Source organism: [Enterobacter] lignolyticus SCF1 (assembly GCF_000164865.1).
GTDB classification, from domain to species: domain Bacteria; phylum Pseudomonadota; class Gammaproteobacteria; order Enterobacterales; family Enterobacteriaceae; genus Enterobacter_B; species Enterobacter_B lignolyticus.
Window position 1 is genome coordinate 3,686,694 of sequence record NC_014618.1, and the last position, 13,752, is coordinate 3,700,445.

10 protein-coding genes are annotated in these 13,752 nt (G+C 56.6%); 4 read left to right on the top strand and 6 right to left on the bottom strand.

The features are described 5' to 3' along the window. Positions 1-27: 27 nt before the first annotated feature. The 3 genes from dhaM to dhaK are packed head-to-tail and all read right to left on the bottom strand — an operon-like array spanning position 28 to position 3,188. A complete protein-coding gene (gene dhaM / locus ENTCL_RS17230) occupies positions 28-1,458 on the bottom strand; it encodes a dihydroxyacetone kinase phosphoryl donor subunit DhaM (protein WP_013367426.1) in 1,431 nt (476 codons plus the stop codon). A gap of 10 nt (positions 1,459-1,468) precedes the next feature. Then, a complete protein-coding gene (gene dhaL, locus ENTCL_RS17235) occupies positions 1,469-2,101 on the bottom strand; it encodes a dihydroxyacetone kinase subunit DhaL (RefSeq protein ID WP_013367427.1) in 633 nt (210 codons plus the stop codon). A gap of 16 nt (positions 2,102-2,117) precedes the next feature. Continuing rightward, on the bottom strand, positions 2,118-3,188 hold the full coding sequence (gene dhaK / locus ENTCL_RS17240; RefSeq protein ID WP_013367428.1) for a dihydroxyacetone kinase subunit DhaK: 1,071 nt from the start codon (positions 3,186-3,188) through the stop codon (positions 2,118-2,120). 94 nt (positions 3,189-3,282) lie between these two features. Here dhaK and ENTCL_RS23780 point away from each other — a divergent pair, with 94 nt between their 5' ends. The 4 genes from ENTCL_RS23780 to ENTCL_RS17255 all read left to right on the top strand — a co-directional run bounded on the left by ENTCL_RS23780 (position 3,283) and on the right by ENTCL_RS17255 (position 7,709). Next, positions 3,283-3,696 (top strand): hypothetical protein, encoded by a 414-nt coding sequence (locus ENTCL_RS23780; RefSeq protein ID WP_157865558.1) that lies wholly within the window; start codon positions 3,283-3,285, stop codon positions 3,694-3,696. A 12-nt stretch (positions 3,697-3,708) separates the two neighbouring features. Further along, positions 3,709-4,806, top strand: a complete 1,098-nt coding sequence (locus tag ENTCL_RS17245) for a glycerol dehydrogenase (RefSeq protein WP_013367429.1) — start codon at positions 3,709-3,711, stop codon at positions 4,804-4,806. A gap of 76 nt (positions 4,807-4,882) precedes the next feature. Next, on the top strand, positions 4,883-6,835 hold the full coding sequence (gene dhaR / locus ENTCL_RS17250) for a dihydroxyacetone kinase operon transcriptional regulator DhaR (RefSeq protein ID WP_013367430.1): 1,953 nt from the start codon (positions 4,883-4,885) through the stop codon (positions 6,833-6,835). Between the two features lie 361 nt (positions 6,836-7,196). Continuing rightward, positions 7,197-7,709, top strand: a complete 513-nt coding sequence (locus ENTCL_RS17255) for a helix-turn-helix domain-containing protein (RefSeq protein ID WP_013367431.1) — start codon at positions 7,197-7,199, stop codon at positions 7,707-7,709. 91 nt (positions 7,710-7,800) lie between these two features. Here ENTCL_RS17255 and ENTCL_RS17260 read toward each other — a convergent pair whose 3' ends face one another. Genes ENTCL_RS17260 through ENTCL_RS22445 form a run of 3 tightly spaced genes read right to left on the bottom strand, consistent with a single transcriptional unit; the run spans position 7,801 to position 13,407 of the window. Next, positions 7,801-8,748, bottom strand: coding sequence for a hypothetical protein (locus ENTCL_RS17260; protein WP_013367432.1), 948 nt, complete (start codon positions 8,746-8,748; stop codon positions 7,801-7,803). Between the two features lie 8 nt (positions 8,749-8,756). Continuing rightward, on the bottom strand, positions 8,757-9,554 hold the full coding sequence (locus ENTCL_RS17265; protein ID WP_013367433.1) for an OmpA family protein: 798 nt from the start codon (positions 9,552-9,554) through the stop codon (positions 8,757-8,759). 55 nt (positions 9,555-9,609) lie between these two features. Next, positions 9,610-13,407 (bottom strand): YadA-like family protein, encoded by a 3,798-nt coding sequence (locus ENTCL_RS22445; RefSeq protein ID WP_013367434.1) that lies wholly within the window; start codon positions 13,405-13,407, stop codon positions 9,610-9,612. Positions 13,408-13,752 lie beyond the last annotated feature (345 nt).

Consider the following 13,752-nt stretch of genomic DNA (forward strand, 5'->3'; position numbering starts at 1 on the left):
GACGTATCAATGAGCGCTGTCAGACGGCTAGCGCCGCGAAATGCGCCGCGCCGCCAGCTCAAGCGTTATCGGCTCGCCGCTGCGGATACCGTCTACCGCAGCGCCCATCTCGCACAGCCAGGCAATCTCAGACTGGCGCGCCAGAATGGCGCCGTGGGACAACGCGCTGCCTGCCCGCAGGCAGATACCGTTGACCCGACCGGCGTCGAGCTGCAGTACCGTTGAGGGAAAGATATCGTCCGCCAGCAAAATCGCCGACGGCGGGATATCGGCCAGCGACGGCGGCGTTGTCCCCTGCAAATAGCACAGCGAGCGATGCAGAATATCGTCGATGTCGATGTAGCGCGCCTGCAGGTACGGATCGTCGAGCTCGCGATACTGCTGGCTCAACGCGCTCAGCACCTGGTGCCAGGCCCACGGCGCGCAGCACTGCTGGTCGCGGATAACCTCACAGGCGGCATCACAGAGTTCGGGGTCGTCCAGCAGCGTGTGGTGTCCGGAAAAAATCGCCGCAATATCCTCCGAAAATTTCGTCTCCGCCAGCGCGGTCAGCGCATTCAGATCCGCAAGCGTCAGCGCGATGGCCTGCTGCAGACGCTGCTGCTCCCGGGCAGGATCGGCGCACGACTGGCGCTCTGGCACCGTCAGATGCGGCACCTGAGTCCACGCCTGGCCGCTGACAGAACCAACCTGCGCCGTCGCGGCCGGGGCATCGTTGCCGGGGACTATCTCCTCGCCAAAGTGGCTGGCCGCCAGCGCGTCAAACGCCGCCAGCGCCCGGTGGGCGTCGGGGCCGCGCGCCAGCAGGCGCAGCGTGTCGTTGCAGCGCACCTGTAGCAGCGCAATCTGGTTGATGCTGTCCGGCCTGACGCACTTCCCGTCCTTTTCCAGCACCAGGTCGGCGTCAAAACCGGCCAGCGCCGCCACCAGCTTTGACGCCGGACGCACGTGCAGGCCATTGGGGTTTTTCACCACCACGCTCAGCGACTGCGCGTCGCCATCCGGCACCGGCAGCGCCGCTGACGACGGTGCCGGCGAGAGCGATGGTAACCCCAGCTGTACGCGCTTTGCCTCCAGCGCGCTCATCGCGTCGTCGATCACTTTCTCAATACCGGCGCCGGAGGCGGCGCTGACGGTAGCCGCCAGCGTGCCCTCCACCAGCGGCGCGGCGCACAGCCGCACCTTGCCGGCGATGGCCGGATCGAGAAGATCGAGCGCCGTTTCAGCGCTGAGCAGCGCGCTGCCGATATCCATCATCACCAGCACATGGTCGGCGTCCGCCACCGACTCGATGGCCTCCATGACCTTGATGGGATCGGTGCCGATCGGGTTTTGCGGATCGTCAATGCCTGCGGCGATGGCAATCTTGCAGCCATCGTCCATCAACATCTGCCGGGCCAGTTCCCCGACGCCCTGGCCCAGCTGGGCGCTATGAGAAACAATTACCAGGTTTACCATCGCGTTTTCCTTACTCTCTTGCCGCCGCGGTCAGCATCTGCATCATAAACAGCACCGACGTTGCCCCCGGGTCCTGATGGCCGATGCTGCGCTCGCCGAGATAGCTTGCCCGGCCCTTGCGCGCCTGCATCGGAATGGTGGCATGCGCCGCCGCTTCCGCCACGTCGGTGGCGGTCTGTAGCGCCTGCGCAACCGTCAGCTGCTGCTCGCTGGACTGGCGCAGCGATTCCACGACCGGCAGCCAGACGTCGCACATAGTTTTGTCGCCCGGCTCCGCTTTCCCGCGGTTGATGACGCCGTCCGCCCCTTCGCGCATCATCTGGTACAGCTCCACCAGCGTCAGGCTCTGGTGCGCCTGCGCGCTTTGCGCCGCGCGAATGAAAAAGGTGCCGAACAGCGGTCCGCTGGCGCCGCCGACGTTGGAGAGCAGCACCATGCCGGTGTTTTTCAGGATAAAGCCAATGTCTTTGTCCGCGATGGACGGCAGTTTTTCGACCACCTTGCTGAAGCCGCGGCGCATATTGAGGCCGTGGTCCGCATCGCCAATCTCTTTATCCAGCCCGGTCAGAAAATCACACTGCTGATTAAATACCTCGCCGCAGCGGTACAGCCAGTCCACGACCTGTTCTCGATTCAATGACATCGTTAAGCTCCTTAAATTAGTGGCCCCAGCGCAGCGCTGGCGTATCGACCGGGGCATCCCACAGCGCCAGCGTTTCATCGTCAACCTTCAGCAGGGTGATGGAGATCCCGGCCATATCCAGCGACGTGCAGTAGCTGCCGATAAGATTACGTTCAATGACGATCCCCGCCTGCTGGCAGCGGCGCTCCAGCTGGTTATAGACGCCGTAGAGTTCGGACAGCGGCGTCGCGCCGAGGTTATTTACCAGCGCGATGACGCGATCGCCCTGCCGCAGCGGCTGTTTTGACTGCGCCACGTCCAGCCACGCGCCCTGCGCCGGGTCCCACTGGCGCAGCGTGCGGTGATAGGCGCCGTTCTCCAGCAGGGTGTCGAACATCTCATCGACGGTGGTATCCAGCGAGCTGAACTTACGGCGGTCAATGCCCGGCTCGCCGTGAATGCCAACGCCGAACTCCATCTCGTTGTCATTCAGCTCAAAGGAGGGTTTACCGGCGGCCGGGACCGTACAGGCGTGCAGCGCAATGCCGATGGAGTGCCCCTGATTGTTGAGCTTACGGCCTAGCGCCGCGCAGGCTTCCAGCGAATCGCCCCGCTCAGCGGCGGCGCCGATCAGCTTCTCCAGCAGGACCGTATTGGCCACGCCGCGGCGACCTGCGGTATAGAGGCTGTCTTTTACCGCCACATCGTCGTCGACGACCACGGTCGTCACCTTCACGCCGCTTTCGTGCAGCAGCTCCGTGGCGGTTTCGAAGTTAAGAATATCGCCGGTGTAGTTTTTGATAATCAGCAGAACGCCTTCGCCGCCGTCAATGCGCATTGCGCACTCAAACATTTTATCCGGCGTGGGAGAGGTAAAAATCTCACCCGGGCAGGCGCCTGACAGCATCCCCTTACCGATAAACCCGCAGTGCATTGGCTCATGGCCGCTGCCGCCGCCGGACAGCAGCGCCACTTTTCCCGCCACCGGCGCATCGGCGCGAGTGACGTACACCGGGTCCTGATGCAGCGTCAGCGAAGGGTGGGCTTTCGCCAGGCCAGCCAGTTGTTCGTTCAGTACATCATCCACACGGTTGATCAGTTTTTTCATTGTTAATGCTCCGTCGGAGGAGAGATGGCGCGACGCGTTTGCCGCGGCCTGTAGGGTTATCGGAAAAAGGTCATCGCCGATGAAATGATTCTGAATGAGTTGGCGCAAAAAAAAATGTCACGAAAACAGGTTCCAATACGGAACGTCGGCAACGAAAAACGTTCCACAATGGAACGTTTTTTACGACAAAAACGGTAAAATGAGATCCCTGACGGCTTTATTGGCGCTGCCTCCGCCGCCCTGCGCCAGCGTTTACGCTTCGTTTTTTTCACGCGTTTACGCCATGTGCGGGAACAGGTCTGCCGGCAACCGCTTCCCGGGGTCGAGTTTTCCACAAAAGCGGCCGATCTGGATCGCAATCCTGACTCTTTATGTGGATTTGCGTTCCAATATGGAACATATTATTTTCTGCCGCGTTCCATTTAAGAACAAAAACGATATCGGTTTTTTTGTCGGCAGCGCCCCCTACAGTAATGGCAACGCGTCTCACGCAACCATGAACTATTAAGGGGTGACCAGAATGCTGAAAGTAATTCAATCTCCGGCTAAGTATCTTCAGGGGCCAGATGCCTCCGCGCTGTTCGGCCAGTATGCCAAAAATCTGGCGGAGAGTTTTTTCGTCATTGCCGACGACTTTGTGATGAAGCTGGCGGGCGAAAAAGTGCTGAACGGCCTGCATGAGCACAACATCGCCAGCCATGCCGAACGCTTTAACGGCGAATGCAGCCATGTGGAAATTAAGCGCCTGATGGCCATTCTTGAGCAAAAAGGCTGCCGCGGCGTGATCGGCATCGGCGGCGGGAAAACGCTGGATACCGCCAAAGCCATCGGCTATTACCAGAAGCTGCCGGTGGTCGTGGTGCCGACGATTGCCTCTACCGATGCGCCCACCAGCGCGCTGTCGGTCATTTATACCGAAGCCGGCGAGTTTGAAGAGTACCTCATCTATCCGAAAAACCCGGATATGGTGGTGATGGACACGGCGATCATCGCCAAAGCGCCGGTGCGCCTGCTGGTTGCCGGGATGGGCGATGCGCTCTCCACCTGGTTTGAAGCCAAGGCCTGCTACGACGCCCGCGCCACCAGCATGGCGGGCGGCCAGTCAACGGCGGCGGCCCTGAGCCTGGCGCGCCTGTGCTACGACACGCTGCTGGCCGAAGGGGAAAAAGCGCGGCTGGCGGCGGAAGCCGGAGTTGTGACCGATGCGCTGGAGCGGATCGTTGAAGCCAATACCTACCTGAGCGGCATCGGTTTTGAAAGCAGCGGGCTGGCGGCGGCGCATGCTATCCATAACGGATTCACGATCCTTGAAGAGTGCCACCACCTGTATCACGGTGAGAAAGTGGCGTTTGGCACACTGGCCCAGCTGGTGCTGCAGAACAGCCCGCTCGAAGAGATTGAAACCGTGCTGACGTTCTGCGAAAACGTCGGGCTGCCGGTCACGCTCGCGCAGATGGGGGTTACAGAAGACATTGCAGCAAAAATTCAGGCGGTGGCGGAAGCGACCTGCGCAGACGGGGAAACCATTCACAATATGCCGTTCCCGGTCAATGCGCAGAGCGTGTATGCCGCAGTCCTGACGGCGGACCGTCTGGGCCAACGCTGGCTGGCGCGCTAACCTGCGTCGACGGTTTCGCCATCCGATTCCGCCCCACCCGCGTGGGGCGGTCGTAATGACCTGACAGGGGAAAGTGATGGCGGTCGACAAACAGGGTGCTGATAACGAAGTCTCGGCGTTTATCGCCCAGTCATGGCACCGCTGCGAGAAGTTCATGCAGCGGGAAACCTGGAGCGCGCCGCACCAGGCCCAGGGGCTGACCTATGAGTCGATATGCCGCCGTAAAACCACGCTGCTGACCATCGGCCAGGCGGCGCTGGAGGATGCCTGGGAATATATGGAGGAGCGCCCCTGCGCGCTGTTTATCCTCGATGAATCCGCCTGTATTCTCAGCAGCTCAGGATCTCCCCTCACGCTGAATCAGCTGGATAGCCTTGGCTTTAAGGCGGGAAGCTACTGCGCGGAAAGCATTATCGGCAGCGCGGCGCTGTCGCTTGCCGCCCTGCTCGGCCAGCCGGTAAAAACCGCGGGGGATCAGCACTTTAAACTGGCGCTCGCGCCGTGGTCGTTTTGCTCCACGCCGGTGTTTGACAACCACGGGCGGCTGTTCGGCTCCATCGCCCTGTGCTGCCTGTGCGAGCATCAGGCGCCCTCCGACCTTTCGCTGACGCTGGCTATCGCCCGCGAAGTCAGCAACGCCCTGCTCACCGACACCCTGCTGGTCGAGTCGAACCGCCACCTCAACCAGATGTATGGCCTGCTGGAAAGCATGGACGACGGCGTGATGACCTGGAACGAACAGGGCATTTTGCAGTTTGTTAACGTCCAGGCGGCAACGCTGCTGCATCTGGATCCGCAGGCGAGCCACGGGAAAAACCTCAACGAGCTGGTGACCCTCCCGGCGCTCCTGCGTCGGGCCATTAAGCAGGCGCGCGGGCTGAAGCACGTCGAGGTCACGTTCGAAAGCCAGCACCAGTTTATTGACTCAGTGATCACCCTGAAACCGATCGTCGAGGAGCAGGGCAACAGCTTTATTCTGCTGCTGCACCCGGTAGAGCAGATGCGCCAGCTGATGACCAGCCAGTTGGGCAAAGTCAGCCATACCTTTGAGCAGATGTCGGCGGACGATCCGCAGAGCCGACGGCTGATCGCCTTCGGCCGCCAGGCCGCGCGCGGCAGCTTTCCGGTCCTGCTGTGCGGCGAGGAAGGCGTGGGCAAAGAGCTGCTCAGCCAGGCGATTCATAATGAAAGCGAGCGGGCCGTCGGCCCCTATATCGCCGTGAACTGTCAGCTGTACGCCGACAGCGCGCTGGGACCGGATTTTATGGGCAGCGCGCCGACCGACGATGAAAAAGGGCAGCTTAGCCGTATGGAGCTCGCCCACGGCGGCACGCTGTTTCTGGAAAAAATTGAATATCTGGCGCCGGAGCTGCAGTCGGCGCTGCTGCAGGTGATTAAACAAGGCGCGCTGACCCGGCTGGATGCGCGGCGGCTGATTCCGGTCGATATCAAGGTCATCGCCACCACGACGGTCGACCTGGCGAACCTGGTGGAGCAGAACCGCTTTAGCCGCCAGCTTTATTACGCGCTGCACTCGTTTGAGATAGTCATTCCACCGCTGCGCGAGCGGCGCGACAGTATTCCCGCGCTGGTGCATAACAAGCTCAGACGTCTTGAGAAACGCTTTTCCTCCCGTCTGTCGCTGGATGACGATGCGCTGGCGCAGCTTACCGCGTACTCCTGGCCTGGCAATGATTTTGAGCTCAACAGCATCGTGGAAAACCTCGCCATCAGCAGCGAAAACGGCCATATCCGTTTGCGCCACCTGCCGGAATACCTGTTCGCCGATCGCGTCGGATCGGAGGCCGCAGCCGACCCGCTCCCCGCCAGCCTGGCGATCGCCGCCAGAGAAAAAGAGGCGATTGTTCAGGCCGCCCGCGTAACCGCTGGCCGGATACAGGAGATGTCGCAGCTGCTGAACATTGGGCGTACGACCCTGTGGCGTAAAATGAAGCAGTACGGAATTGATGCCGGGCAGTTTAAGCGCAAATCTGAAGAGCCGATTCGCTATCACTCCCAGGACAAATGAACAATATGCGTCTTATTTATTTTAGCACATAGAAAATTCCTAATAATATTCCTGGAATTATCAAAAAAAGGGCACTTTCATTAAAAATAAATTTATAACCCATAAGCAATACTAATTGCTTCCACCCCATAACTTTCTGTTATCCCCTGGATAACAGGTCAATCCCGCCGTTCCTTTTGCAAAATCACCGCTCTATAAAGACATAAATACAAAACCCTCGCCGAATAAATAGCAATTATCGTTTTAGTTTATTTAAACACTCAACGCTATTCTTTAGAGCAAAACTTCAATAACCTTTATGTATCAAATAAACAAATAAAGAATATATAAATAACCATCAACCATTACCCATATTCACATTATGATTTCATTAGACAGGTTCATTTACTGTAAAGATCAGTTTTTTGCCAGCGGACTGGCGGAAGTGATACCCAATGGCTTAGCTCAGGGGACCTTCACATTTTTCGACAACGACTATTTACTCGAATATGGGGCAAAAGACTCTCTTCATGCGACATCGGCGCAACCCATTATATTTATTGATAATGATTTAGATTACTATGCACTACAGATATTAACGAAGGATTACGATCTGCTGCTGATCAGTAAAAAATGTAGATTAAGTGAAATTTTAACCTCGCTGCTATTGTATGAAAAGCAAGGCGCGTACAAAGTCAGGTTATCGCTAAGCCAAAGTGAACTGCAGGTGCTGGAGTGTTTAATGAGAGGAGCAACGATAGATCAAATGGTGGTAAAGCTACAGCGAAATGAAAAAACAATTTATGCCCATCGCAATGCTATCGTCAAAAAACTAGAGCTGAAGAATCGCAATGCCTTACATCGCCTGAAGACATGGGTGGACATTTTTAAGTAAAATATGGCTTATTGATAAGCTATCAGAGTTAACACCGTCCCTTGTCCAAATAAAAAGCGCCAGTCCACTGGCGCTTTTTATTGTTATCCGCTTAGTGTCCCTTTTTGCCGCCACGCACAACGGTATCTTTTTTCGCCGAAGTATCGAGAATATTAAGGTCGACAAAATAGCGTTTACCCATGATAACGCCGTTGCCTAACCAGTCCACGCTTCTGGAGCGAAACAAAAAGGCATGCTGATCCCGGATAAGCTGATGGTAGCTGCCGTCAGAAATATCATACCCATACTGAGTTAACGAGCGGGTGACGATCGGCTTGGTACTTTCCGCCTGATAAAAGACTTTTACCGTCTTGAGAAAATTTGGCGAATACTCTCTGACCATCTGCTCAATGCGCATCTGATAGGTTCCCCATGACTCGCCCTTCATCCTTTCCAGGTTCCCCGCCATGAGGGCATAGAGCTGGGCAGTGGCCTGCGCGATAGCGATGTGCGTTCTGACATCCTGCTCAAAACGCGGCTGGTTGAACACTTTCTCGACCGCGCTTTTTCCCGTGGCGTCCGCCGCGCTTTTCGTCTTCTTGTCATCTTTACCCGCCGCGTCCGTATTCTTCGTATCCGCTTTTTCCGCTGGCGGCACGTCCTGCATATAGGCTGAGTTATCCACCGGCGTAAATAATACGGAGATCAGATATGTCGAGCAGGCGGTCTGCTGCGCGGTAAGATCGCTGTTGACCAACAGCCCCAAGGTGCCGTTATCCTTTGCCAGGGCCTGCAGATTCACATTTTTCTTCAGCAGCGCCTCATCGATATCCTGCTGCGTTTTATCCCCGCGCGCTAAATCGCAGACCAAAGACATAACACCATCATCACGCTGGCCGTTCACTAAGGGCGTCATTTTTATCAGCGTGTCGGTGATAATATTCCACGCAGGCATGCTAACGGTGGTGACCTGAAAATGACTGGTTGCCGACATCGCCTGACCGCAGATCAAAAAAAGCAGGCCGCCCGTTGCGGCCTGAAAACGACTAAAGAACATCATTAATACTGTTACTCCAGAATATTGATTGTGATCCGACGATTTTTTTCCAGGCACGCCACAACCGCTGGCGTGGTTTCTCCAGGACAAACGACCAAGGGCTGCGAAGCGCCCACGCCCCGGGTTTCAACGAGCGCTTCCGGGATCCCTTGCGCGACCAGTAGCGTTTTCACAGCCTCTGCCCGCGCCAGCGATAGCGCGTTATTTTTTTCACTATTACCGATACGGTCAGCATGCCCGGTAATAAGCACCCGCTTAACCGGTATATGCTGTTCTTGTATTTGGGCAATCATGCGCCGAAGTTCGGTTTCCCCTGTACGACTTAGCGTGGCGCTGCCAAAACCAAAAAGGCTTTCAGCGGCAAACGTGCTATCGATAGAGTGAGGCGCCGTTTTTACCTTCGGCGCCGTCAATGCGCTCAGACATCCTTCCGGCCTGTAAAAGAAACTCTGCGCCTTCATATTTTCATCAAATAAAACTTTATATTGACAAGTCAGCACCGTTTCGTCTGTCCGGGTAAAGTGGAAAATATAATCCCACTCTTTCACCCGCACTATGCCCTCCCTGAAGTGCGGCACGCCGATAAGCTCATACAGCTGCTCTTTGCTCATCCCCGCCTTCACCTGCCGGAGATTCTCAAGGTTGACGAAACTTCCTTCCGGGCGCACGGCCGATGCCGTATCCGGAAACACCGGACGGGCCGTTTTCCCCTGAGCATCGACATCACTGACTGAACGGGTACAGGCGCTCAGCAGCATAAAACTGGCGATCAGCGAGAGACCGTAAATACATTGATAGCGTTTAAACATCGTTATTTATCCATTCCACTCTTTCAGAACCCCGGGCAGATTGCCCGGGTATGATTTACCACTGATAACCCACGCCGACGGCGGCGCCGACATCCCCTTTACTGTTTGTGGTTCCTGAAAGTTTCGTGACCCATTTACCGTTATCGGAAATGGTGGATACGCCTAACGCAACCGCCGATTGTCCCTGATAGGTTCCGCCCCCCAGCCCGACCATGCTGCCCCCCGCGGAATATGGCTGCGGTAAGGCCGCCATCGCCATCGCGCCCGCAACGCCCGCGCTCAGCTTATCGTTGTTATCGTCAACCCTATTTTTCAGGTCGTTAAAGCGCTTGTCGGTATACTGATTCGCGCTGCTAATCCCATTGTTCAACTGGTTCAGGTTGACGGCATCCGTTCCCTGGGTGCCTGCGGCAACATTGGTAATCTGACGTTCATTACCCGCGGAGCCGACGGAAACCGTATTCGCGCGATCGGCTACCGAGCCACTGCCTAAAGCGACGCTGTTGTTTGCGGTCGCTTTTGCGCGCGTCCCTAACGCCGTGCTGTTGTTGCCGCTCGCTTCAGCCCCCGCGCCCCCCGCCACGGCGTCGTTGCCCGTAACCGTCGGCTTGGACAGGTTGCTGGAGTTATTCACCTGGAACATGCCGTCTCTGCCGTTTGAAATATTTTTAGCGGTATTCTCAATGTTCGAGATGTCGCCTGTTGCCGCACGCAGCTGCGCCAGGTTGACGGCGTCGGTGTCTTCGGTTCCTGCCGCAACGTTAGTAATCTGACGCTCATTCCCCTGAGAGCCGACGGAGACGGTATTGGCGCGATCCGCGACGGACCCGGCTCCCAGCGCGACGGCATTATCCGCGGTAGAGGCGGCGCCATTGCCTATCGCAACCGAGTTATCCCCCGATGCATTCGTTCCCTGGCCGACGGCAACAGCATCAGCGCCCTGGGCATCCGCCGCCGGTCCCGTGGAGTTAACCTTGACGTAACGATTGGCGTTCTCGGCGTTGGTCACGCGCGTATCCAGGTTGTCGATTCTCTGGTTTGTGTCATACAGCTGTGAACCGTTGACCGCATCGGTACTGGTGGAAGAGAGCGTCCCTGGCGCCACATTGGTTATCTTATTCACCGTTATCCCGCCATGGCCTGCGCTAAAGGCGCCGAGCGCGGAATCCCAAAGCAGCGCATCCTGCTGCAACGATCCGACCGTTGTATTGATGCTATTGAGCGCAGTATTGGTGGCATAAAGCTGAGAACCGTTGACCGCATCGGTGCTGCTACCGCTCAGGCTTCCCGCCGCCACATTGGTGACCAGCCGCTCATTGCCCGCCGAACCGACGCTCAGCTGGCTTGTTGGCGCGGCGCCGGCAAAGGTGTAGTTTGTCCCCAGCAGAGTTGTACCTGCCGTTCCGGTTGTGGTTCCGGTCACCGAGTTCGCCCCCAGCGCCACGTCGTTGGCGTTATTTGCCACCGCATTTTGACCAATCGCCACCGCATCCAGCCCCAGCGCCGACGAATCCGTCCCCGTGGAGTTGGCGTGGAAGTACTTTGTCCCGGTGCTGTAGATATTGGCTATCTGGTTGTTGGTCGCCGTCAGCTGGGAGAAATTCACCGCATCGCTCGGCGCGACGCCATCCGCCACGTTGGTGATTGTTGTGCCGCCCGTGTGGGTGCTGTTGTCGTAGGTATTCCCCCCCAGCGTGATGCTGTTGTAGTTCACGCTGCCATCCGTATTGGTGTCATACCGTACGGAACCCGCTCCCAGCGAATTCAGGTTGTTATTCAGCGAATCGAGGGCGGTATTGGTGGCAAAAAGCTGGCTGCCGTTGACCGCATCGGTGCTGGTCGCGCTTAAGCGGCCTGCCGCCACGTTAGTCACCAGACGCTCACTGCCCGCCGAACCGACGCTCAGCTGGCTTGTTGGCGTGGCCCCGGCAAAAAGGTAATTCGCCCCTGCCAGCGTGACGCCGGAAGTCCCGGTCGTGGAGCCGGTTACCGAATTCGCCCCCAGAGCCACGTCATTGGCGTTGTTCGCCACCGCACTCAGGCCAATCGCCACCGCATTCAGCCCCAGCGCCGACGAATCCGTCCCCGTGGAGTTGGCGTGGAAGTACTTCGTGCCGGTACTGTAGATGTTGGCTATCTGGTTGTTGGTCGCCGTCAGCTGGGAGAAATTCACCGCATCGCTCGGCGCAGTCCCGTCCGCCACGTTGGTTATCTTCGTGCCGCCCGTGTGGGTTGTATTGTCATAGGATGGTCCGCCCAGCGTGATGCTGCTGTAGTTGACGCTGCCGTCCGGGTTGAGGTCGTATTTCACGGCGCCGGAATCCAGCGCGCTTAGCGCCGAATTGGTGGCGAACAGCTGAGAGCCGTTGACCGCATCGGTGCTCGAGCTGCCGATCCGTCCGGCCGCTAAATTCGTCAGGGTTCGCTCAAACCCCGCTTTGCCGATACTCACGGTTGCAATGGGAGAGGTGCCCGCAAAACTGTACGTTTTCCCGTTCAGGGTTGTTGAAGATGTTCCCACTGCGGCAGCCACACTTGCGCCGTTGCCAAGCGCCACGGCGTTATCTAACCCCGCCGCAATGGTGATATTGTTGCCAAGCGCAGACGCATTATTGGCATCAATCTTGTTATTGTTCCCAACCCCATAGCTGTTATTGCCATTGATAATGCTGAGTGCCCCCAGGTTTCCTGAACTAGAACCAGCAACCACTGCGTTATAGCCAACGGAGACGGACTGGGAGCCTGATACGTTTGCTTTTTGGCCAATACCGACGCTCAAATTTCCCGTAACAGAAGAGTTGGCCCCTTGCGCAATTGCGCCCGTCACGCCAACGCCGACCGTCGAGCTATTACCAATGGCGATAGAATCATCGCCGCCGGCGTTTGCCACCTGGCCCAGGCTCACTGTCCGGTTCGCGCTCACGCCATTTCCGGCATCCTGACCGATAGCGATATTTCCGCCGCCGGTAATGTTATTACCGGCATGAGGACCGATGGCCGTATTATTACTCCCGGTTTGCGTTACGCCGCCGCTCACCCCGCCATTAATATTACTGCCCGAATTTGGACCAATGGAAACGTTGTCAAATCCATAGACGTTCGACCCCGAACTGGCCCCAAAGGTAATGTTTTCATTACCCGAAACATTTCCACCGCTGTAATTACCAAACGACAGGTTTTTTGTGCCAAGGACGTATTTCCCGGCATTATCACCGACGGCAATATTACTGCCCTGGTTACCAAATGTGGAACCCGGAATGGGGTTCGTCCCTTCCCCAATACCGGCATTGTAGCCCAGGGCAATACTATGGCCGCCGCTGGCAAAGGCGTTATAGCCAATTGCGACAGCACCATCCCCCGTGGACATTGTCCCGACGCCCAACGCAACCGTCTGATTCCCTGTCGCCTCGGCGCCAAAGCCCGCCGCAAGCGAACTTTGCGCAGCGGTGCTTAATGCGCCCAGCGCCGTTGAGCCCGTCCCCGTCACCCGGGAGTTCTCGCCTAAAACAACCGATGCCGCATAACCATTGTTTGACGCATTATTACCAATGACCGTTGAGTCTGCGCAGCCGCCATTTAAGTAGGGATTTCCCAGAAGATCCGTCGAATTTCCGCAAATAGGCGCGCTATTCGCCGCCGATGCATTATCACCGATAACCAGGTTACCGGTAGTGCCGGTCGTCGCCCCTGTGCCAATGGGCGTAAAAGCGAACGCATTCTGGCTGGCGAGCAATGCAACCCCCGCCACTATAACCACCTTTGAGACTAATCCACCTTTGCCTTTGGCAAATTCCGGCGCAACAACCGTTGCCTGCAGACGGTTGCTCCAGACTAGCCGATATATCGTATTCATATCCTAACCTTCTATTTTTACCGAACTTTTTCTCAAAAGTTGAATTTGCCAGGAGGTGGTAAATAGCAACTTATGTCAAATAAAGTGCACGGAGAAATATTAACGTCAGGGATACCGGTTAAAATATGAGGAGTATTTAAGGTAAGACCAGTAACAACAGCAGAATCTACATCCAAAAAAGGATTAAACCTAAGAATTAACCACCTTCAAATGAAAGAAAAATAGCTTTAAGCCGCCGAATGAGAATACATTCATTTTCATCAAACAGGCATCAATAACATTTAATATATAATTAATTAACAATTTTATAAAAACACTGAGAATTTTATTAAGATAATTCTCGCC

Bases quoted from the DNA above. Each gene is read 5' to 3' on its own strand.
- ENTCL_RS17245 (WP_013367429.1), top strand. From the start codon at position 3,709: ATGCTGAAAGTAATTCAATCTCCGGCTAAGTATCTTCAGGGGCCAGAT.
- dhaM (WP_013367426.1), bottom strand. From the start codon at position 1,458: ATGGTAAACCTGGTAATTGTTTCTCATAGCGCCCAGCTGGGCCAGGGC.
- ENTCL_RS17265 (WP_013367433.1), bottom strand. From the start codon at position 9,554: ATGTTTAAACGCTATCAATGTATTTACGGTCTCTCGCTGATCGCCAGT.
- ENTCL_RS17255 (WP_013367431.1), top strand. From the start codon at position 7,197: ATGATTTCATTAGACAGGTTCATTTACTGTAAAGATCAGTTTTTTGCC.
- dhaK (WP_013367428.1), bottom strand. From the start codon at position 3,188: ATGAAAAAACTGATCAACCGTGTGGATGATGTACTGAACGAACAACTG.
- ENTCL_RS22445 (WP_013367434.1), bottom strand. From the start codon at position 13,407: ATGAATACGATATATCGGCTAGTCTGGAGCAACCGTCTGCAGGCAACG.
- dhaL (WP_013367427.1), bottom strand. From the start codon at position 2,101: ATGTCATTGAATCGAGAACAGGTCGTGGACTGGCTGTACCGCTGCGGC.
- dhaR (WP_013367430.1), top strand. From the start codon at position 4,883: ATGGCGGTCGACAAACAGGGTGCTGATAACGAAGTCTCGGCGTTTATC.
- ENTCL_RS23780 (WP_157865558.1), top strand. From the start codon at position 3,283: ATGAGTTGGCGCAAAAAAAAATGTCACGAAAACAGGTTCCAATACGGA.
- ENTCL_RS17260 (WP_013367432.1), bottom strand. From the start codon at position 8,748: ATGATGTTCTTTAGTCGTTTTCAGGCCGCAACGGGCGGCCTGCTTTTT.